At 41.4% G+C, this 20,697-nt stretch carries 20 protein-coding genes; all 20 read left to right on the top strand.

Annotated elements, in window-relative coordinates:
- The first annotated feature begins 41 nt into the window (after window positions 1–41).
- The 20 genes from HMPREF1517_RS02665 (at window position 42) to HMPREF1517_RS02570 (ending at window position 20,697) form a co-directional block, all read left to right on the top strand.
- Window positions 42–551: a hypothetical protein gene (locus tag HMPREF1517_RS02665; RefSeq protein ID WP_037599221.1), complete on the top strand. Its 510-nt coding sequence runs from the start codon at window positions 42–44 to the stop codon at window positions 549–551.
- A 138-nt stretch (window positions 552–689) separates the two neighbouring features.
- Complete coding sequence (locus HMPREF1517_RS02660) at window positions 690–3,038, top strand: HAD-IC family P-type ATPase (protein WP_037599220.1); 2,349 nt, start codon at window positions 690–692, stop codon at window positions 3,036–3,038.
- A 94-nt stretch (window positions 3,039–3,132) separates the two neighbouring features.
- Window positions 3,133–3,483 carry a PBECR3 domain-containing polyvalent protein gene (locus HMPREF1517_RS02655; RefSeq protein ID WP_004183234.1) on the top strand — a complete coding sequence of 117 codons (351 nt, stop codon included), beginning with the start codon at window positions 3,133–3,135 and terminating at the stop codon, window positions 3,481–3,483.
- A 318-nt stretch (window positions 3,484–3,801) separates the two neighbouring features.
- The gene (locus HMPREF1517_RS02650) at window positions 3,802–4,098 is read left to right on the top strand and encodes a lactococcin 972 family bacteriocin (RefSeq protein ID WP_004183233.1); all 297 of its coding nucleotides are present in this window, start codon (window positions 3,802–3,804) and stop codon (window positions 4,096–4,098) included.
- A gap of 129 nt (window positions 4,099–4,227) precedes the next feature.
- The gene (locus tag HMPREF1517_RS02645) at window positions 4,228–6,255 is read left to right on the top strand and encodes a DUF1430 domain-containing protein (protein WP_004183231.1); all 2,028 of its coding nucleotides are present in this window, start codon (window positions 4,228–4,230) and stop codon (window positions 6,253–6,255) included.
- 1 nt (window position 6,256) lies between these two features.
- A complete protein-coding gene (locus HMPREF1517_RS02640; RefSeq protein WP_004183229.1) occupies window positions 6,257–6,919 on the top strand; it encodes an ABC transporter ATP-binding protein in 663 nt (220 codons plus the stop codon).
- 488 nt (window positions 6,920–7,407) lie between these two features.
- On the top strand, window positions 7,408–7,686 hold the full coding sequence (locus HMPREF1517_RS02635) for a chorismate mutase (protein WP_037599223.1): 279 nt from the start codon (window positions 7,408–7,410) through the stop codon (window positions 7,684–7,686).
- A gap of 79 nt (window positions 7,687–7,765) precedes the next feature.
- Window positions 7,766–9,121, top strand: coding sequence for an anthranilate synthase component I (gene trpE, locus HMPREF1517_RS02630; protein ID WP_037599219.1), 1,356 nt, complete (start codon window positions 7,766–7,768; stop codon window positions 9,119–9,121).
- Window positions 9,118–9,684 (top strand): aminodeoxychorismate/anthranilate synthase component II, encoded by a 567-nt coding sequence (locus HMPREF1517_RS02625; RefSeq protein WP_037599218.1) that lies wholly within the window; start codon window positions 9,118–9,120, stop codon window positions 9,682–9,684. Before trpE ends, HMPREF1517_RS02625 begins: the two co-directional genes overlap by 4 nt.
- A 90-nt stretch (window positions 9,685–9,774) precedes the next feature.
- A complete protein-coding gene (gene trpD / locus HMPREF1517_RS02620; RefSeq protein WP_037599217.1) occupies window positions 9,775–10,779 on the top strand; it encodes an anthranilate phosphoribosyltransferase in 1,005 nt (334 codons plus the stop codon).
- Window positions 10,776–11,543, top strand: coding sequence for an indole-3-glycerol phosphate synthase TrpC (trpC, locus tag HMPREF1517_RS02615; RefSeq protein WP_037599216.1), 768 nt, complete (start codon window positions 10,776–10,778; stop codon window positions 11,541–11,543). Before trpD ends, trpC begins: the two co-directional genes overlap by 4 nt.
- Window positions 11,530–12,111: a phosphoribosylanthranilate isomerase gene (locus tag HMPREF1517_RS02610; RefSeq protein WP_037599215.1), complete on the top strand. Its 582-nt coding sequence runs from the start codon at window positions 11,530–11,532 to the stop codon at window positions 12,109–12,111. The genes trpC and HMPREF1517_RS02610 overlap by 14 nt, the downstream gene beginning before the upstream one ends.
- Complete coding sequence (gene trpB / locus HMPREF1517_RS02605) at window positions 12,108–13,316, top strand: tryptophan synthase subunit beta (RefSeq protein WP_002891598.1); 1,209 nt, start codon at window positions 12,108–12,110, stop codon at window positions 13,314–13,316. Before HMPREF1517_RS02610 ends, trpB begins: the two co-directional genes overlap by 4 nt.
- Window positions 13,317–13,319: 3 nt before the next feature.
- The gene (trpA, locus tag HMPREF1517_RS02600; RefSeq protein ID WP_037599214.1) at window positions 13,320–14,102 is read left to right on the top strand and encodes a tryptophan synthase subunit alpha; all 783 of its coding nucleotides are present in this window, start codon (window positions 13,320–13,322) and stop codon (window positions 14,100–14,102) included.
- Window positions 14,103–14,829: 727 nt separating this feature from the next.
- Window positions 14,830–15,261: a CopY/TcrY family copper transport repressor gene (locus HMPREF1517_RS02595; RefSeq protein ID WP_037599213.1), complete on the top strand. Its 432-nt coding sequence runs from the start codon at window positions 14,830–14,832 to the stop codon at window positions 15,259–15,261.
- A gap of 3 nt (window positions 15,262–15,264) precedes the next feature.
- Window positions 15,265–17,493, top strand: coding sequence for a heavy metal translocating P-type ATPase (locus HMPREF1517_RS02590; protein WP_037599212.1), 2,229 nt, complete (start codon window positions 15,265–15,267; stop codon window positions 17,491–17,493).
- 74 nt (window positions 17,494–17,567) lie between these two features.
- The gene (gene copZ, locus HMPREF1517_RS02585; protein ID WP_002891592.1) at window positions 17,568–17,771 is read left to right on the top strand and encodes a copper chaperone CopZ; all 204 of its coding nucleotides are present in this window, start codon (window positions 17,568–17,570) and stop codon (window positions 17,769–17,771) included.
- Between the two features lie 135 nt (window positions 17,772–17,906).
- Window positions 17,907–18,953 carry a D-alanine--D-alanine ligase gene (locus tag HMPREF1517_RS02580; protein WP_037599211.1) on the top strand — a complete coding sequence of 349 codons (1,047 nt, stop codon included), beginning with the start codon at window positions 17,907–17,909 and terminating at the stop codon, window positions 18,951–18,953.
- Between the two features lie 426 nt (window positions 18,954–19,379).
- A complete protein-coding gene (locus HMPREF1517_RS02575; RefSeq protein WP_002891586.1) occupies window positions 19,380–20,060 on the top strand; it encodes an amino acid ABC transporter permease in 681 nt (226 codons plus the stop codon).
- Window positions 20,020–20,697 (top strand): amino acid ABC transporter permease, encoded by a 678-nt coding sequence (locus HMPREF1517_RS02570; RefSeq protein ID WP_002891585.1) that lies wholly within the window; start codon window positions 20,020–20,022, stop codon window positions 20,695–20,697. Before HMPREF1517_RS02575 ends, HMPREF1517_RS02570 begins: the two co-directional genes overlap by 41 nt.

Below are 20,697 nucleotides of genomic sequence, written 5' to 3'. Positions count from 1 at the left end.
AAAAATTCGATTGGAGATAGAAAAAGAAAGAGAAGATGACAATGCGAAAAAGCAATATTTTAGGGATTTTTGTAGGACTATTTATAGGGCTGGTTACAGTCTTAGGAATGAGCCTATTTACTTTTTTTAATTTAAAATACCACTCTGTTTATTATGCTCAGCACATCCCTCATAAGGAGGGGACAGAGCCGGATATCGTTATGCTAATGGAGAATAATGGCTGGATTTATACACCGGAAATAGATGGTATTAGCTATGATGAGGACGGGTCGTACGCTATAACTAGAGAAAAAGGAACAGAATCGTCTGTATTAGATCTTTCAGGTGATACTCTATTCTTTTTCTCGGACTCAGGTGAAAGTTATATTTTTAATCGTAATTTTTCTATCCAAGATGCTTTTGACAAACGTTATCACAAGATAAAATATAATCAACGAAAAGTCCTAAAAGAAATTAGAGAGACCGTTCAACCTGTGATTGATGCTCAACCAAAACCATTAATCAACCTTCAATGGTTGTTTAATTTAATTTATCAAAGTAGGTTTAATTAGAGAATATAATTCTGCAGAATATTTTTGTTGGTTTTATTGGCCTGGATGACATAGTGGAAAAAGCGTGAGGGTTAATAGGTTTATTTCCTTGGTATTCATGACGGCTAACCTTTGAAAACACCTCATTTTTATGCTACTATGAAAGTTATGAAAAAACAGTTACAAGGCTTGACGCAGGTGGAGGTCAAGCGGCGGATAGATGCCGGTAAAACAAATCATTTTAAAGCAAAAACTGGCTCCAGCAATTGGGAGATTTTTAGGCGTAATGTCTTCAACTCCTTTAATGTGCTCAATTTTGCAATCTTTATGGCCTTGATTGCTGTTCAGGCTTGGTCTAATCTTTTTTTCTTCGGAATCATTGTGCTTAATGCCTTTACGGGGATGATGACAGAGTTGCGTGCCCGTCGCATGATTGATAAGCTCAATCTCATGAATAAGGATCAGATCCGTGTGGTGCGTGATGGCGAGGTTACTTCTATTGATCCGAAGGATATTGTCTTGGATGATATCATGCTCTTGTCTGCGGGTGAGCAGGTTCCTAGTGATGCCGTGGTTGTTGATGGGATGGCTGAGCTTAACGAGGCTATGCTGACTGGTGAGAGTGATCACATTCTAAAGAAAGATGGGAAGGAGTTGCTCTCCGGTTCTTATCTTGTGAGTGGTCAGGTCTATGCTAAGGTCATTAACGTAGCCGAGGACAATTACGCCAACAAGCTCATGCTAGAAGCTAAGACTCATAAGCCAATCGTGTCCCGTATTCTTTATAATATGGACAAGATTGCTAAGTTTACGGGAAAGATTGTCATACCGTTTGGGCTTGCGCTCTTTTTTGAGGCTTACTTGATTAAACAGCTCTCCCTTCAAGAGTCGGTAGTTACCAGTTCGACAGCCCTTCTGGGAATGTTGCCTAAGGGAATTGCCCTTTTGACAATTACCTCTCTTTTGACGGCCGTTATTAAGCTTGGAATGAAACATATCCTGGTGCAGGAGATGTACTCTGTCGAAACCTTGGCGCGTGTCGATGTGCTTTGTTTAGATAAAACAGGAACAATTACGCAAGGAAAGATGACCGTTAAGGGTTTGAAACTACTGTCGGAGCGTTTCACTAAAGAGGATTTGGAGCGCTTGCTTGCGGCCTATATGCAGCATAGCAAGGATAACAATGCAACGGCTCAGGCGATTCGAAATGCCTATGAACGTCTGGAGCATCACTATCAGGTAGGGGATGTTATCCCATTTTCAAGTGATCGTAAATGGGGTGCTATGAGCATTGACGGGGTCGGAACTCTCTTTTTGGGAGCACCTGAGATGCTTCTTAAGGAAAACCCAAAAGCAGTCGATCAGGCGCAGGCTCGTGGTTCTCGTGTTTTGATTTTGGCATGGAGTCAGTCAGCGGTTGATACAGAGACTATGAGTTTGCCGAATGATGTTGAAGGCTTGACCTTGCTCGAAATTGCCGATCCTATTCGTGAGGATGCTGCAGAAACTTTGGAATACCTACGTTCAGAAGATGTGACGCTTAAGATTATTTCTGGTGACAATCCTGTGACGGTTTCTCATATTGCCCACCAGGCTGGTTTTGCGGATTATCAAAGTTATATTGACTGTTCTAAGGTCAGTGATGAGGAGTTGGAGGCTTTGGCTGAAGATACTGCAATCTTTGGTCGCGTATCTCCACATCAGAAGAAGTTGTTAATCCAAACCCTTAATGCCAATGGGCATACCACAGCTATGACTGGTGACGGTGTCAACGATATCTTGGCACTACGTGAGGCGGACTGTTCGATTGTTATGGCTGAAGGGGATCCCGCTACACGTCAGATTGCCAACTTGGTGCTTATGGATTCAGAGTTTAAGGATATTCCTGAAATTCTATTTGAGGGACGTCGTGTGGTTAATAATATTGCCCACATTGCACCTATTTTCCTCATCAAAACGGTCTATTCCTTCCTTTTGGGGCTTATCTGTATTGCCAGTATTGTTTTTGGAAAGGCAGAGTACCTCTTGGTCTTCCCATTCATTCAGGTTCAGATGACATTAGCGGGGCAATTTATCGAGGGTCTTCCACCATTTATTTTGACCTTCGAACGTAATATACGACCTGTTGAGAAACATTTCCTCAGACGTTCGCTTCAGTTGTCTATTCCTAATGCCTTGATGCTGGTTATCAGTGTTCTTATTTTCCATCTATCTCAGGTCTATCTTGGTATGAGCAATACGGACATGCTGACGCTGTCTTACTATATGATGGGATCAACGGGTGTTCTTGCCGTTATTCGTGCTTGTATCCCTTTGAATAAGGGACGTGTGGCCTTGATTATTTACTCAGTCTTTGGTTTCTTAATCAGCTCTTACTATCTTCGAGATGTGATTGAAATTTCGACACTTAATAGCTACACCTTGCCAATCTATCTGGTAGCAATGGCTATCTGTACACCGCTTTTCTTCTGGATTAGCTACAAACAAGGTGCTTTCCAAAAAACATAAGTCAAAACTCGAGCTTGGTAACAGGCTTGAGTTTTTTTGATACCTCAACAATAGGAAAGACCTTGATGTGTATGAGATGTGGTACAATAGAGACATGAAAACAGTAGGGCACTTGACGCCAAAAGTCATTAAAGCTTTTGATTTGAACTACAAGCCTGGTGAAGAAATCACGCTGTCTGCACAACGTAAGAAGCATATGGAAAAACATCGCCAGGAATTCAGTGATTTTGATGCCACCTATGAGCGTATTCCAGAGATTATTGCTCATCCGGACTATATCGGTCGCCATCCTAATGGTCAGTCCTTGGAATATATCAAACGTATTGATGGTAATGTTCTGGTAGCGGTCAGATTATGTGATAAACTTAATGTCCGTACCATGTTTGTGATTAAAGATTCTAAGCTGAAAAATTATCTAAATGCTGGTAGAGCTAAGAAAATGTGATATAATATAAGTAAGAAATAACAACGAGGGCGGAAGAGGCAGCCGCCGCACCTTCGGGTCTGAAAGAGATGCAGGACTGTCACCCTGCCGTTGTTTATCAAACCGAGAAGTCCCTTTGGGGGCTTTTTTGCGTAGCAAAGGTATCAATTCTTACAAAAATACAAAAAGTGTATTGACAAAAATAAAAAAACTGTATATAATAACTTTAAAAGTAAGCGCTTACTTAATGTAACAGTTGATTTATGAAGGTTTAGAAATGTTATGCATAGTTTATGTCATTTTATTTCCTTCATCGCAATTACTTTAAGGAGAATACTTATGAGAAAAAATATGAAATCGTTAATGGTTTTGGCTCTTGCTGTGACTTCTTTTGGGACTTTGTCTGGAGTTGCTGCAGCTACGCAGTATCCAGGTGGTGGTGTTTGGACTTACGGGGCTTCTAACGGTGGTGCTTTTTCGAATTACTATCATGGTTCGAAATATCATAGTTCAACTGTAGTTAGTCGTTGGACCTCTAAATCTAGTAAGGCCTATGCTTATGCCGGTCAGACTTCGTATGCTTTTATTAAAACGTCTTTTGGCGAGCAGGCTGCCTTTTACTATAACTATAATTAATTAAGTAACGGTGACTAGGTTGAATGTAATATGTCAACCTAGTTTTTGTTTCCTTGTAATGGTTCCATTTTCGACCGTAAACTTTATTTCAATACAAAGATATATAATTGTTCCGTTTAGGAGGTTTGTATGAAACGTGTTTTTATATTCATCTCGACTATCCTGTTTTCTTGCTACTTAGTCACAATGATTGTTCAACAAAATCAGCAAATATCTTTTTCGAGTTATAATGCTGTAGATGTGACTGGTCAGGCTTTGACTGATCATAAGGTATCTAATCGCAAGGAAGTAACAGATGCTTTAACTAATTTAGCTAATGAGCATAATAGCTTAATTGCTAGACGGATTGTTCAACCAAATGAAAAGGGTGAAATAGATTTTCGTTATCAGTTTTACGGACACGTTTCTCCACCTTCTAATTTAAAAAGGGCTTCTCAGGAGAGTGCTGAAGGCAGTGATATAGTTAGTAACTATCTAATTGTCTCAGGTGATTTAAAGGGAGCAGAACTTATCTCGACATTCAGTCAGCTTGGCTATAATGCGGTTGATTTTTCTTCTTATTCAATACTGTCTTTACTTTTAACAATATTATTGAATGAGGTTTCACTTATTAGTTTCGCATTATTTCTGTTGACCTTTGCTTCACTAGTGTTGATTTACCGAATAAAGGATTTAAGGGATGCGGGAATCAAGCTTGTTTCGGGGCAAAGCATGATGAAAGTAATGTTATCATCATTTATCGTTGATTCTAGGCAGTTATTGGTTGCATATTGTTTATCTATTCTTATTGGGGGAGTAGGTTTGTGGCATTTTCGGATTTTGCAATCTTTGCCTATATTACTTTATTTTACAGGAGTAACTTTATATTTTTTTGCGCTATGTTTTATTTCTCTTGGGTTAAGTTTAATATATCTACTAGGGTTAAAAGCAACTTCTTTAGTTGAAGTTATGAGAGGGCGCCTCCCCTTAAGAAGACTTCTAGGAGTGATGTTCTTAGGACAATTCGTTGCAATTGTAGTTGTTGGTATTACTGTAGGTACGTTGTTGAACAGTTATCAAGATTTTGTGCAATTAAATAGTGCTAAAGAAGAGTGGTCTATAAATAGAAATTACTACCAGCTATCTTATAGTTATAGCTCTGCCTTTACACAAGGTAAGGAAGAAGAAAAGCAGAATAAGTCTTGGTATGACTTCGCAAATCGTACTCTAAAGGACGATAAAGGGCTATTTGTAAAAACAAATTTACGTCAGTTCTTAGTATCAAATATAGCTAATGGGGTTAAAATAACAGACTATGTGCCTAATGGGAATACCATTTATGTTTCACCTAATTACTTGGAAAAGCAAAATGTTGGTGTCTCCGATGAATTTTTAGCACAAATGAAAAAACTTAAGCGTGGCGAATTTGGATTAATAATTCCAGAGAAGTTGAAGAATAGTAGGAAAGAGTTAGAGAGTATATATTCAGAATATATGTCAGGTTTCTCAAGTCGTAGTCTAAATCCTCATAGTCATCACTTATTTAAGGTATCGGTCTCTACCGAATTCGTAAAAGATAAGAAAAAGCGTTTTTTGTACAATACAGATAGTGACATACCTATGCAATTCCTTAATGATCCTATTATTGTTGTGACTACACCTGAAGCAATGGGAGATACACCAAGTAGTCAGTTATTTTGGGGAACAGAAGTAGGTTCGGGACTACACATGACGGGCTATAAGGATAGCATTGATTTACTTAAACAAGGTGGTGTTTATCAGTGGGTTTCTTATTTGACTAATAATCGTAATAGCTACTATAAGATTCTTTCAGAGAGTCGTAGTCGCCTTGCTTTTCTATTAATTGGTGTTTTATTAGGTTTATTGACCTCTATACTTTTATTTGACAGTATGAACCTTCTTTACTTTGAGCAATTTAGAAAAGAAATCTTTATCAAGCGATTATCTGGTATGAGGTTTGAAGAAGTGCATTTTAACTATCTTTTTTCACAAATCTGTGTTTTAGGTGTTGCACTTGTGTTTTTGATTTTCTTGACTCATCATTTGATTATGAGTTTACTTATAGTTTCCTTGTTTATTATCAACATGTTTACCATTTTATACAGACAGACGCTTACTGAGAGTAGAACTTCAGTCAGTGTTTTGAAAGGAAAGTAATATGATTGCAATTAAGAAACTAAGCAAATATTTTGGTAAGCGAGTTATTTTTGATGATTTAAATTTATCTTTTGATAAAGGAAAGATATATGCGCTTATCGGAGAAAGTGGCTCTGGGAAAACAACTCTTTTAAATATTCTGGCAAAACTAGAGACTTATGATAGTGGTTCTGTCACTTATGATGGTACAGACTTGAAAGAGATTAAATCTCAAGTCTATTATCGTGATTATTTGGGTTATTTGTTCCAAAACTTTGGGCTTATTGAAAATGATAGTATAAGTTACAACCTGGATTTGGGGTTGGTAGGAAAGAAACTCAGAAAGAATGATATTCAAGAATGCAAAGAAAAAGTGATGAAAGATGTTCATCTGGAACATTTAAATCTTAATCAAAAAATATACGAATTATCTGGTGGAGAAGCACAGCGTGTTGCTCTGGCTAAACTTTTTTTGAAAAATCCTCCTATCATACTAGCTGATGAGCCAACAGCTTCTTTGGATCCTGATAATGCTCAAGAAATTATGGACTTAATTCGATCACTAAAAAATCCAAATCGTATTATTATTATTGCTACCCATAATCCAGGTATTTGGGAACAAGCAGATCAAGTAATTCGATTAAATAAGATTCGATATAACAACTCTAACGACGATATTAGTTAGTTTTAATATCGAGAACCTAGGTTAAGAGGTATTTTGACTTATTCTCATAAGATATCCTGAGGAGATGCAAATACCATATAATGTAAGAAATAAAGTCAGTTGGGTCGTTGAAATTGTCAAAATTAACAGAAAATTCTTGACATCTCTCTAAAAAGGAGTACAATAGTTAGTAAATCAGAAAGTAACTGGTCTTAGATTTTCAGGGAGCCTGCGGTGATTGTGAGTAGGTAATCGAGATGAGCGAACATTGGGCTGATTGGATGATAATGAGAAGGTAATACATATTCTTCTCGGTTGGCACCCCTTACCGTGCAACTCCTTGTTAGAGGAGATAGAGATGATGGTCGTTTTTTGGAGACCATTAACTGAGGTGGTACCGTGTTAAACTAGATTTAATGCCCTCACAGAGTTTTTCTCTGTGAGGTTTTTTGTTTACTTTTATCTTTAAAGAAGTGTTATTTCATTATTCAATGAAAGGTTGGGTATTTATGGATGCATTAAGCGATATTCGAATTGATATTGATAATATTGATAGACAGTTGCTTCGACTACTGGCCCAACGTCAAATACTTGTGGAAAAGGCAGGACGGCTTAAGCCCAAGAGAGACAAGGTTGCTGTCCAGGCTAGTGATCGTGTTGCTCAAGTGATAGCAAACCGTCGTAAGGAGGCACTAGAGCTTGGCTTATCGCCAGATGTGGCTGAAAGTGTTTGGAGAAGCATGATTAAAGCATTTATTGCTTTGGAAGAGAAAGTGAACAAAGAATAATATGGTGCCAATACATCCTATAAAAGGAGCCTTGCATCAGTCTTATTACTCTCGATAAACCAGTTTGAAAGGAAATATTATGAGAAAAATTTTACCAGCCGATACCTTAACACCAATCTTGGCTTATATGCGTGTTCAAGGGGAACACAAGGTTATCCTTGAATCTATTCCTCGTGAGAAGGAAAATGCACGTTTTTCTATTGTTGCCTACAATCCGGTCTTTGAAGTAACCTTCAAGGATGGTGTTCTTTATGAAAATGGTAAGGCGATTGATCAAGATCCTTTCGAATACTTGGACCAAGTAACAGTCAAGGGCATCAAGTCTGACCTACCTTTCGCAGGTGGTGCTATCGGGTTTGCAGGCTATGACATGATTGGTCTCTATGAAAATATTGGTGAGATTCCTGAAGACACGATTGGGACACCTGATATGCATTTCTTCATCTATGAGTCTTATTTGATTTTTGACCACAAGAAGGAAAAGGTTTATGTGGTTGAGGACAATATCTACTCTGATCGTGACAACGATGCGGTGCGTCAAGCTCTTGGTCAGGTGGTAACCAACCTCCAGACTCAGGCGCCAAACGAGTTTACGCCTCAAGCCTTGCAAGCCTTGCAATTTTCAAATCATATCGAAAAAGAAGTCTTCATGGATATGGTGGCTAAGGCCAAGAAACTCATTCGTGAGGGAGATATGTTCCAATGTGTGCTTAGCCAACGCTTTTCAGCGGACTTTGAGGGAGATCCTTTGGATTACTACCGTAACTTGCGTGTGACCAACCCATCAAACTATCTTTATTTCTACGATTTTGGAGATTATCAGGTGATTGGTGCTAGCCCAGAGAGTTTGATTTCAGTGAAAAATGGAGAGGTGGTAACCAATCCGATTGCTGGAACTCGCCCTCGTGGTACCAATGAGGCGGAAGACGCTGCTTTGGCAGATGAACTCTCACATGATGTCAAAGAAACTGCGGAACACCGTATGTTGGTTGACTTGGGACGTAATGATATTGGTAAGATTGCTAAAAATGGTACGGTCAAGGTGACCAAGTATATGGAAGTTGAGTATTTCCGCTATGTGATGCACCTTACCAGTGTGGTTAAGGGACAACTCTTATCGGAATTGACAGCACTGGATGCACTAAAATCAACCCTACCAGCTGGAACCGTATCTGGAGCACCTAAGATTCGTGCCATGCGTCGTATCTATGAGCTTGAGCAAGAAAAACGTGGTATTTATGCGGGAGCTATTGGTTATCTGTCTGCGACAGGAGATATGGACTTTGCCATTGCCATCCGTACTATGATTCTCAAAAATCAAAAAGCCTATGTTCAAGCAGGTGCAGGTGTTGTTTACGATAGTGTTCCTGAAAATGAATTTTACGAAACGATTAACAAGGCGAAAGCTATGACAAGAATAGGAGATGCCCAATGATTTTATTAGTTGATAACTATGACTCTTTTACCTATAATTTGGCACAATACCTAGGGACATTTACAGAGGTAAAGGTCTTGCGTAATGATGATGAGACCCTCTATGAAGCGGCGGAAAAAGCTGACGGGTTAGTCTTTTCACCAGGTCCAGGTTGGCCAGCTGATGCGGGTAAAATGGAAGCCTTGATTAAGGATTTCGCTGGTAAAAAACCGATGATGGGAATTTGCTTGGGGCATCAGGCTATTGCGGAAACTTTTGGCGGTAAGCTCGGCTTGGCTAAAAATGTCATGCATGGAAAACAAAGTAACATCACTTTTGAAACGCCATCGCCTATTTTCAAGGATATCGACAATGATGTCCCAATCATGCGTTACCATTCCATCGTTGTTGACCAAATGCCAGAGGGCTTTGATGTGACAGCTATCACAACTGATGATCAAGAAATCATGGCCATTCAACATAAGGAGCTACCTATTTACGGTTTGCAATATCACCCAGAAAGCATTGGAAGTCCAGACGGGCTTAAGATGGTTGAAAATTTCGTAAAAATCGTTGCAGGCTAGTTGGACAGTTTTTGGACTAGATTTGTCTACGCTCAAAACCTCTTCTCGTGCATCAGAAAATATTGAACAGTTTTTAAAAGGAAAACAGATATGAAAGAAATATTCCTACAAATCTCAAGCCGCCAAGACTTGTCTCAAGACCAAGTCCAAGCAGTCTTTAACCGCATTCTCAAAAATGAAGTCTCAGAAAGCCAAATTGCTGCCTTCCTTATGGGGCTTAAGACTAAGGGGGAAACAGCAGATGAAATCACAGGTATCGTGCGTGCCCTCAAATCACATGCGACTGTCTTGCCTGAGACTTTCACAGATGCTATGTGTAACTGTGGAACTGGTGGTGACCAGTCTTATAGCTTTAACATTTCGACAACTGTTTGCTTTGTCCTAGCAGCAGGTGGTATTCGTATGGCCAAGGCTGGTAACCGTTCGATTTCCTCTAAATCTGGTTCGGCAGATGTCCTTGAAGCCCTTGGAATCAACGTTGCGGCATCACCAGAAACCCTATCTAAAGCACTTGATGAGGTTGGTTTGGCCTTTATCTTTGCCCAAACCATGCACCCAGCCATGCGTTTTATCGGTCCAGCTCGCCAAGCTCTTGGGATTCCAACGATTATGAACTTGGTCGGACCACTGGCTAATCCGCTTGACCTTGAGACACAACTTATGGGCCTCTACCGTGTGGAATTGCAACAGATTGTTGCTAATGCGATCCAACAGTTGGGACGTAAACGTGCGGTTATTATCACAGGTCCTGACAATATGGACGAAGCTGCTCTTTATGGCACTAACACCTACACTCTTTTGGAAGATGGCCACATCAGCCAACACACTTTCACTTATGAAGATTTGGGTATGGAAAAGGTTGAGTTGTCTGATATCACAGGTGGCGATGCCAAGGAAAATGCAGAGATTCTCCTTAGTGTCTTGAAAAATGAAGCTAGTCCTTATCTTGAAACAACAGTGCTTAATGCTGGTCTTGGCTTCTTTGCCAATGGTAAGGTTGCGACCATTAAAGAAGGTGTTGAGCTTGCTCGCCAATTGATTGCGGACGGATCAGCCCTAGAGAAACTTCACCAACTCCAAGAGGTACAAGTATGAGTAAAGCCTTTCTCCCAACAATCTTAGAACAAAAAGAAAAAGAAGTGGCTCAGTTGGTCATGGAAGACTTGCAGCCCTTGCGCCAGACCTATCGTCTTTATGAGTTTCTCAAGTCAAATCAAAACAAGCTGCAAATTATTTCTGAAGTGAAAAAAGCTAGTCCAAGTATGGGTGATATTAACCTGGATGTGGATATTGTGGCTCAAGCCAAGACCTATGAGGAAAATGGGGCAGCCATGATTTCTGTTTTGACGGACGAGGTTTTCTTCAAGGGTGATATTTCCTATTTGAAAGAAATTTCGTCAGAGGTGGCTATTCCAACCTTGGCTAAGGATTTCATTATTGATGAGAAACAGATTGTGCGTAGCCGTAATGCGGGAGCGACAGTCATTCTCTTGATTGTAGCGGCCTTGCCAGAGGCTCGTCTCAAGGAGCTCTATGATTTTGCGACTAGCCTTGGCTTGGAAGTCTTGGTTGAAACGCATAATCTACCAGAATTGGAAGTGGCTCACCGTATTGGTGCCGAAATCATCGGCGTTAACAACCGTAATTTGGTCACTTTTGGGACAGATATCAATACCAGTCTTGAGTTATCAACGCATTTCAAGGACAAGCCTGTTTATATTTCTGAGTCAGCTATTTTCACAGGTCAGGATGCTGCCTTAGTTGCCCCATATTTTAATGGGATTTTGGTAGGAACTGCCCTTATGACGGCTGACAATGTGGCTGAAAAGGTCAAGGAGTTGCAAATTGACAAAGGTTAAAATTTGTGGACTGTCGACACCAGAAGCAGTAGCAACTGCAGTTGAAGCAGGTGCTGACTACATTGGCTTTGTGTTCGCCAAAAGCAAGCGTCAAGTGAGTCTTGAACAAGCTCACGAGCTAGCTAAAGGAGTGACAGGCCAGACAAAAATTGTCGGTGTCTTTGTTTCACCAAGTCTTGAAGAACTGGAAGAAGCGATTAGTCAGGTTCCCTTAGATATCGTTCAGATTCATGGAACATTTGATGAGACTCTGATTCCAGAGATATCAGTACCAGTTATTCGAGCTATTCAGATTTCAGATAGTGAGTCTCAAGTTAAGAGCCAGGCGGATTATCTTCTCTTTGATGCTCCTATTGCTGGTAGTGGTCAGACCTTTGACTGGCAACTCTTGGCTGACAAGCAGATTGAGCAGGACTATTTTATCGCTGGTGGCTTGACTGTGGATAATGTGGCAGAGGCCAAGGAAACTTTCCAGCCCTATGCCTTAGATGTGTCCTCAGGTGTCGAGACAGATGGTCACAAAGATTTAGATAAGATTAAAGCATTTATAGAAAGAGTGAAAGCATGACATATCAACAACCTGATGCAAAAGGATTTTACGGAAAATTCGGTGGTCAGTTCGTTCCTGAAACGCTGATGACAGCCGTTATTGAATTGGATAAGGCCTATCGTGAGGCCAAGGAAGATCCAAGTTTCCAAGCGGAATTGGATGATCTCCTCAAAAACTATGTGGGCCGTGAGACGCCTCTTTACCACGCTAAACGTTTGACTGATCATATTGGTGGAGCGCAAATTTATCTTAAACGTGAGGACCTTAACCACACAGGTGCCCACAAGATTAACAATGCCCTTGGTCAAGTCTTGCTTGCCAAACGTATGGGCAAGAAGAAAATCATCGCCGAAACTGGTGCAGGTCAACACGGTGTTGCAACAGCAACAGCCGCAGCCCTTTTCGACATGGACTGTACGATCTATATGGGTGAGGAAGATGTTAAACGTCAGGCGCTTAACGTTTTCCGTATGGAGTTGCTTGGTGCCAAGGTATTTAGCGTCACAGATGGTTCGCGCGTGCTTAAGGACGCTGTAAATGCAGCCCTCCGTGCTTGGGTAGCAGGTATCGAGGATACTCACTACATCATGGGATCTGCCCTTGGTCCTGCACCATTCCCAGAAATTGTCCGTGACTTCCAATCTGTCATCGGTCGTGAAGCTAAACGTCAATACGCAGAGATTTCTGGCGGTAAACTGCCTGATGCTGTGATGGCTTGTATCGGTGGTGGTTCAAATGCTATCGGTATGTTCTACCCATTTGTTAATGATAAATCAGTAGCCATGTATGGTGCTGAGGCTTCTGGTTTGGGGCTTGATACTGAAAAACATGCCGCAACCTTTGCCAAAGGTCGTCCAGGTATTCTTCATGGAGCGCTTATGGATGTCCTCCAAGATGCTCATGGTCAAATCATGGAAGCCTTCTCTATCTCAGCTGGTCTGGACTATCCAGGGGTTGGTCCTGAGCACTGTTATTTCAACGAAATTGGACGTGCGACTTACGACTCTATTACAGATGAGGAAGCTCTCGAAGGTTTCAAACTTCTGTCACGTTTAGAAGGTATTATCCCAGCTCTTGAGTCTAGCCATGCCATTGCCCTTGCGCAAAAAGTGGCAGCTAAGATGTCGCCAGACCAAAGTCTCATCGTCTGCCTCTCAGGTCGTGGGGACAAGGACGTTATGCAGGTTAAAGAACGTTTCGAAGCTGAAGCAGAAGGGAAATAAACCATGACAAAAACACTAACAAAACACCTACAAGCTATCAAAGACAGTAAACACGGCATTTTCGTACCTTATATTATGGCGGGAGACCACGCTAAAGGCCTAGACGGACTCTTTGAGACCATTGCTCTCTTGGAAAATAGTGGTGTCTCAGCTATCGAGGTGGGTATTCCATGGTCAGACCCAGTGGCTGACGGCCCCGTTATTGAACTTGCAGGACAACGTAGTTTGGCTAAAGATGTGACTTTGACAGCTATCATCAAGAAGCTTCAAGAACAAAAAACACAGGTGCCTTTGGTTATCATGACCTACATCAACCCAGTTTATCAATATGGTATTGAAGCCTTTGTTAAGGACCTGGCAGATACATCTGTCAAGGGGCTCATTATTCCTGATTTGCCAGATGAACACGCTGACTTTATCACCCCTTATTTGAAAGACAGTGATATTGCTCTCGTGCCTCTGGTGAGCTTGACTACAGGTATTGACCGTCAAAAACAGTTGATTGATGGTGCTGAAGGCTTTATCTACGCCGTTGCCATCAATGGTGTCACTGGTAAGACTGGTAATTACCGTGATGACCTTGACAAACACTTGGCTAACTTGACTGCCCATGCAGACATTCCAGTTCTCACAGGTTTTGGTGTGTCAACTGAAGACGATATCAAACGCTTTAACGCTGTATCAGACGGTGTTATCGTAGGATCAAAAATCGTCCGTGACTTCCACGACGGTAAGGAAAAAGAAGTCGCTGAATTTGTTACATTCGGTTCACATTTTGAAAAATAGAAGACGATGCTCTCCAGAAATGGGGAGTGTTTTTTATCAAAAACATTCTTGGGGATATTTTGATTTTCTTAGTTTCCAGTATTATACTATGAGTGTGGAGTGGCAATTACATTTATCTCTTGTTCTTATTTTCATCTTACTTATAGAAAGAAGGTAGACAAATGAAAGTATCATTAAGGGTAATGCTAGGAGTCTGTTTCTTAATAGGAGCATTACTATTTTTCTATCGTGGAGAGAATCACTATGCACTGATTTTCCTTGTGGTTGGTGCCTTGTATCTTTATAAGGGGTTAAGCTGAGAGTTAAATCTCGTATTGAATGAATAAGCCTGTTTAGTGACATTTATGTCACTATTTTTTTCTTTTTGGAAGCTATAGAATGATTTTATAACTAAAAAGAAAGGAAGAGAAGGCATCACAGAACATGATTAATCATATTTTTTCATTCTTTCTATCACACAAGAAAGCTCTAGCAATACTCTTTATGATTATTTATTTGGCTGTTATTTACCTAGGCATGTTTAAATTTTTGTATGTTGAAGGCAGGGATTTTGGACGTAGCCTCGTCAACTCAATCTTATCTTAGTAAAGTGTAGCACCTCTTAGGTGGTGTTTGTTTTTTAAAGATAAATCTACAAACGTAAACAAAACCCTTGACATATCTCCACAGCAGTGTTAAAATAAATCTACAAAAGTAAACGAATGATAACATTCAGAAAGGAACTATCATGCTGACAATTTCATCTGCGGAATGGGAAGTCATGCGAGTGCTCTGGGCTAAGGGGCAGGCGACTTCTTCAGAGATTATAGCAATTCTATCTAAGAAGCTAGACTGGTCGCCTTCGACAGTTAAGACCTTGCTTGGACGTTTGGCGGACAAGGGGTACCTAACTAGTCAGCGTCAAGGACGAGGGTTTATCTATCAAGCTAGCTTGGGGGAAGATGAGGCGAATTTTCAGGCTTTAGAAGCTGTTTTTGACAAGATTTGTTTGACCAAACATAGCGATTTGTTGGGTCAACTCATGGCAAAGACGCCGATGACCCAGGCCGATGTGGATAAGTTACAGGCCGTGCTTGCAGCAAAAGAACCTGTGGATCAGGTGGTTTGTGACTGTGTGCCTGGTCAATGTGCTTGTGGGCATCATATGGAGGTGATATAGGAAATGGCAAAAGAAACCTTTGTGGTTAATGGGATGACCTGTGCATCCTGTGTAGCCAATGTTGAAAATGCTGTTAATAAGTTGGATGGTGTGGACAAGGCTGTGGTTAACCTAACCACCGAAAAAATGTCTGTGGATTACTCTGGGGATAAGGTTAGTCCAGAAGCTATTGAAAAAGCTGTGGCTGACGCTGGTTATGAAGCTGAAGTTTACAATCCAGACACAGCCAAAAGCCAGGAAGAGCGTGAAGAAGACAAAATTCACAAGGTACGTGAGCGCCTCATTTGGTCATCTGTCTTCACCATTCCTCTCTTTTATCTTGCTATGGGCCCAATGGTTGGTCTACCTGTGCCAAACTTCTTGTCTCCTCACCATGCAGCCTTGACTTATGCCTTGGTGCTACTAGTTTTGACAGTACCAGTCATGTGGTTGGGCCGTTCCTTCTATAGTAATGGTTTTCGTACCTTGGCCAAGGGTCATCCTAACATGGATGCCTTGGTAGCCTTGGCAACATCGGCAGCCTTTCTTTATAGTCTCTATGGTACTTACCATATTTCATTGGGGCATGCCCATCACGCCCACCAACTTTATTTTGAGTCAGTGGCTGTTATTTTGACCTTGATTACTCTAGGAAAATACTTTGAAACCCTGTCTAAAGGTCGAACTTCAGAAGCTATCAAGAAACTCATGCACTTGTCAGCCAAGGAGGCAACCGTCCTTCGGGATGGTAAGGAAGTCAAGCTTCCTGTGGATGAGGTTGTTCTTGGTGACCATATTGTGGTCAAACCTGGGGAAAAGATAGCCGTGGATGGTCAGGTAATTTCTGGTAGCTCTGCGATTGATGAGAGTATGCTTACAGGGGAGTCACTCCCTATTGAAAAATCCTCTGGTAAGCCAGTGTTTGCAGGTTCTATTAATGGTCAAGGTAGCTTAATTTATGAGGCTGAAAAGATTGGTAAGGACACCTTACTTTCCCAAATCATTAAATTGGTTGAGGATGCCCAACAAACCAAGGCACCGATTGCCAAGATTGCCGATCAAGTGTCAGCGATCTTTGTTCCTGTTGTCATGGCTATCGCACTTGTTTCAGGTCTCTTTTGGTACTTTGTCATGGGACAAACCTTTACCTTCGCTATGACAGTAGCAGTTAGTGTCTTGGTTATTGCTTGTCCATGTGCTTTGGGTCTTGCGACACCGACAGCTATCATGGTTGGTACAGGCCTTGGTGCCGAACACGGTATTCTCTACAAGCGTGGGGATGTGCTCGAGCTAGCTCACAAGGCTGATGTCCTCGTTTTTGACAAGACAGGAACTATTACTCAGGGTAAACCTCAGTTGGTTTCTAGCTATACCTATGACAATAGTGGAGCAACCTTACAGCTTTTGGCATCCTTGGAAGCCAAGTCCGAACACCCTTTAGGTCAAGCCATCCTTGTAGCAGCAGAAAATGCTAACTTGGACTTGTTAGAGATGGATAACTTTTCAAGTTTGACTGGACGAGGTCTTACTGCCAGCTATGCAGGTAAAACTTATCTAGCTGGAAATCAAACCCTTATGGCTGAGGAAAAAGTCGACTTGACTTCAGCACAAGCTGATTTCCAAAGCTTGACGGCCGATGGTCAAACTCCTATTTTCCTAGCTGAAGATGGTAAGTTAATTGGACTCTTTGGTGTAGCCGATCAGGTTAAAGCAGATAGTGAAGATATGGTGGCAGCCCTTCATCAAATGGGCAAGGAAGTCATCATGTTGACTGGGGATAATGACCAAACAGCTCAAGCTATCGCTCAAAAGGTTGGCATCAAACGCGTTATCAGTCAAGTGCTTCCGCAAGAGAAATCTAGGGTGATTAGCGACCTTCAGGCAGAAGGAAAATCAGTCATCATGGTTGGTGATGGTATCAATGATGCCCCAGCCCTTGCGACTGCCGATATCGGTATTGCCATGGGATCAGGGACAGATATTGCTATGGAAAGTGCCGATATGGTCCTTATGAAACCCAACCTCATGGATGTCGTTAAGGCTCTGAAAATTAGTCAGGCGACTATCACAACGATTAAAGAGAACCTCTTTTGGGCCTTTATCTACAATATCTTGTCTATCCCAGTAGCTATGGGTGTCCTCCACCTCTTTGGAGGTCCCCTTCTTGACCCAATGATAGCAGGACTTGCCATGAGCTTTAGCTCTGTCTCAGTCGTCCTCAATGCTCTGCGCCTCAAACGTCGCAAAGTCTAAGTGTCGATTGCTTACAACTCTCGCCATTAAAGGAGTGTACTAAAAAAATAATTAAAGAAAAGGAAGAAAGAAAAATGACAAAAACATATAACATCACAGGAATGAAATGCCAAGGCTGTGTTAACACCGTTACTGAAAAACTCTCCGCTGTCAAAGGTGTAGACAAGGTTCAAGTTGACCTCGAAAACAAACAAGTCACTATTGAAGGGAAACCTTGGAAATGGTCTCTCAAACGTGCCCTTAAAGGCACTAAGTTCGAGCTTGGTGACGAAATTTAAGACAGGAATGAAACAGCTATTAGGCTGTTTTTTTGCCTATAATCTTTTTGAAAATCCCTTCCTTTTGTGATATGATTAAGGTATTATGTTCTCAAAACTGAGACTAGAAAATCAAGAAAAGAAAACGGTATACCTATGTCTAAACAAACCCTTATCCTTCTCTACGGTGGACGTTCAGCAGAACGTGAAGTGTCTGTGCTCTCAGCTGAGAGTGTTATGCGTGCGGTGGATTACAGCGCATTTGAGGTTAAAACCTACTTTATCACTCAGTCTGGTGATTTCATCAAAACACAAGAATTTACAGAAACACCAAGTGATGATGAGAAGCTCATGACTAATGACACAGTTGTGGCTAGTCAGGTTATCAAACCAAGCGATATTTATGAGGAAGGCGCTGTGGTATTCCCTGTGCTCCATGGACCTATGGGTGAGGATGGATCTATCCAAGGTTTCCTCGAAACCCTTAAGTTGCCATACGTGGGTACTAATGTCTTGTCATCAAGTGTGGCTATGGACAAGATTATGACCAAGCATATTCTTGAAGTTGCAGGTGTCCCTCAGGTTGCCTACACAGTCTACATCGAGGGTGAAGATTTGGAAGCAGCAGTAGCAGAGACGCTTGAAAAATTGACCTTCCCAGTTTTCGTAAAACCTGCTAACATGGGGTCATCTGTTGGGATTTCGAAAGCTGAAAACGAAGCGGAGCTTCGTGCAGCGATTGATCTGGCTCTCAAATATGATAGCCGTATCTTGATTGAGCAAGGTGTGGTTGCCCGTGAAATCGAAGTTGGTATCCTTGGAAATACAACTGTCAAAACGACAGATCCAGGTGAAGTGGTCAAAGACGTGGCTTTCTATGATTACCAAGCTAAATACATTGACAATAAGATTACCATGGACATCCCAGCTCACGTGCCTGCAGAAGTCATGACGCAAATGCGTACCTATGCAGCCAAGGCCTTCCGTGCTCTTGGTGGTTGTGGTCTTGCTCGCTGTGATTTCTTCCTGACAGAGGATGGAGCCATCTACCTTAACGAGCTCAACACCATGCCAGGTTTCACTCAATGGTCAATGTACCCACTACTTTGGGAAAATATGGGACTTTCATACTCAGACCTTATCAAGGAATTGGTAGCCTTGGGACAAGAAATGTTCGAAAAACGTGAAAGCCATTTGATTTAAGCACTATGATTTAGAAGACAGACATCTTAGTCTCGGAGAAATCTCTGAGACTGAGGTGTTTTTTTCTTTACAGAAATCTAGATTTTATTTATATCTTTTCTTTATCACGCTGATAAAAAATACATATTATCCAAATAATCTAACAGGTGGTAGAATAAATCTAACGTTTCAAATGAAATAGAGCAATTCATTCGTGTTTTGTGAAGCTGTGCTTTTCAAATGCGAGAGAAGGGTCAAAGGGCTAGAAGTAGATGTCAGTGAGTGCTTACGGAATTTTACACGCCTTTTGCATCTTGTAGAATTGAACACAGGCTAAATTCCTAGAGCAAAAGACAAACTTCCTAGTGTGCCCGCACACGCCGTCAGTTTCCTATTTGCCTTACGGAATTTTCTACGCCCTTTGTATCTTAAATGAGGAGGTAAGTTTTGGACTGGTCCATTGTTCAACAGTATTTGCCCTTTTATCAGAAGGCATTCTTTTTAACCTTACATATTGCCGTTCTGGGGATTCTTGGTTCCTTCCTTTTGGGCTTGGTGGTGAGTGTTATTCGTCATTATCGAGTACCGGTTTTGAGTCAGCTTTCGACGGCTTATATTGAGCTATCTCGTAATACGCCGCTCTTGATTCAGCTTTTCTTTCTCTACTTTGGCTTGCCTCGTATAGGTTTGGTTCTATCCTCAGAGGCTTGTGCTGTGGTAGGTTTGATTTTCTTGGGTGGTTCCTATATGGCGGAGTCCTTCCGAAGTGGTCTAGAGGCCGTTAGTCAGACCCAGCATGAAGTGGGCTTGTCTATTGGTTTGACGCCATTCCAAGTCTTTCGCTATGTGGTCCTTCCTCAGGCAGTAGCTGTGGCGTTACCGTCATTTAGTGCTAACGTTATTTTCCTTATCAAGGAAACGTCAGTATTCTCAGCGGTAGCCTTGGCGGATTTGATGTATGTGGCCAAGGATTTGATTGGTCTTTACTACGAAACCGATGTGGCTCTAGGCATGTTGGTGGTGGCTTATCTCTTAATGTTGCTGCCGATTTCTCTAGTCTTTAGTTGGATTGAAAGGAGGTTACGCTATGCAGGATTCGGGCTTTCAGGTTCTTCTTCAGGGGAATAATTTCCTACGTATCTTACAAGGTTTAGGCGTAACTATTGGAATTTCCATCGTTTCGGTGCTTCTGTCCCTTTTACTAGGAACCCTTTTTGGAATTGTCATGACTTCGAAATCTAAGATTGTACGTTTTTTGTCACGTATTTATCTGGAATTTATTCGTATCATGCCCCAGTTAGTCTTGCTCTTCATTGTTTATTTTGGTCTGGCTAGAAATTTTAACATCAATATCTCAGGCGAGCTATCGGCTATTATCGTCTTTACCCTTTGGGGAACGGCTGAGATGGGTGATTTGGTGCGTGGGTCAATCACGTCACTACCTAGACACCAGTTTGAGAGCGGAAGGGCCCTTGGCTTGACCAATGGCCAACTCTATACCTATGTGATTATCCCACAAGTCTTGCGTCGCTTGTTGCCTCAGGCTATTAACCTGGTGACGCGTATGATTAAGACCACATCCTTGGTGGTTTTGATTGGTGTAGTAGAGGTGACCAAGGTTGGTCAGCAGATTATTGATAGTAACCGCCTGACTATTCCAACAGCTTCTTTCTGGATTTATGGCACGATTTTGATTCTTTATTTTGCCATTTGTTACCCAGTATCTAAGCTGTCTACTTATCTTGAAAATCGTTGGAGGAATTAA

The organism is Streptococcus sp. ACS2 (assembly GCF_000525585.1).
In the GTDB taxonomy this organism is placed as follows: domain Bacteria; phylum Bacillota; class Bacilli; order Lactobacillales; family Streptococcaceae; genus Streptococcus.
This window is presented reverse-complemented; position numbering and strand designations above follow the sequence as displayed.

Coding starts and splice junctions, on each gene's coding strand:
- HMPREF1517_RS02580 (WP_037599211.1), top strand. CDS start 17,907: ATGTCTAAACAAACCCTTATCCTTCTCTACGGTGGACGTTCAGCAGAA.
- HMPREF1517_RS02595 (WP_037599213.1), top strand. CDS start 14,830: ATGCTGACAATTTCATCTGCGGAATGGGAAGTCATGCGAGTGCTCTGG.
- HMPREF1517_RS02635 (WP_037599223.1), top strand. CDS start 7,408: ATGGATGCATTAAGCGATATTCGAATTGATATTGATAATATTGATAGA.
- HMPREF1517_RS02570 (WP_002891585.1), top strand. CDS start 20,020: ATGCAGGATTCGGGCTTTCAGGTTCTTCTTCAGGGGAATAATTTCCTA.
- HMPREF1517_RS02650 (WP_004183233.1), top strand. CDS start 3,802: ATGAGAAAAAATATGAAATCGTTAATGGTTTTGGCTCTTGCTGTGACT.
- HMPREF1517_RS02665 (WP_037599221.1), top strand. CDS start 42: ATGCGAAAAAGCAATATTTTAGGGATTTTTGTAGGACTATTTATAGGG.
- trpC (WP_037599216.1), top strand. CDS start 10,776: ATGAGTAAAGCCTTTCTCCCAACAATCTTAGAACAAAAAGAAAAAGAA.
- HMPREF1517_RS02590 (WP_037599212.1), top strand. CDS start 15,265: ATGGCAAAAGAAACCTTTGTGGTTAATGGGATGACCTGTGCATCCTGT.
- HMPREF1517_RS02660 (WP_037599220.1), top strand. CDS start 690: ATGAAAGTTATGAAAAAACAGTTACAAGGCTTGACGCAGGTGGAGGTC.
- HMPREF1517_RS02655 (WP_004183234.1), top strand. CDS start 3,133: ATGAAAACAGTAGGGCACTTGACGCCAAAAGTCATTAAAGCTTTTGAT.
- trpB (WP_002891598.1), top strand. CDS start 12,108: ATGACATATCAACAACCTGATGCAAAAGGATTTTACGGAAAATTCGGT.
- HMPREF1517_RS02640 (WP_004183229.1), top strand. CDS start 6,257: ATGATTGCAATTAAGAAACTAAGCAAATATTTTGGTAAGCGAGTTATT.
- trpA (WP_037599214.1), top strand. CDS start 13,320: ATGACAAAAACACTAACAAAACACCTACAAGCTATCAAAGACAGTAAA.
- trpE (WP_037599219.1), top strand. CDS start 7,766: ATGAGAAAAATTTTACCAGCCGATACCTTAACACCAATCTTGGCTTAT.
- HMPREF1517_RS02625 (WP_037599218.1), top strand. CDS start 9,118: ATGATTTTATTAGTTGATAACTATGACTCTTTTACCTATAATTTGGCA.
- trpD (WP_037599217.1), top strand. CDS start 9,775: ATGAAAGAAATATTCCTACAAATCTCAAGCCGCCAAGACTTGTCTCAA.
- copZ (WP_002891592.1), top strand. CDS start 17,568: ATGACAAAAACATATAACATCACAGGAATGAAATGCCAAGGCTGTGTT.
- HMPREF1517_RS02645 (WP_004183231.1), top strand. CDS start 4,228: ATGAAACGTGTTTTTATATTCATCTCGACTATCCTGTTTTCTTGCTAC.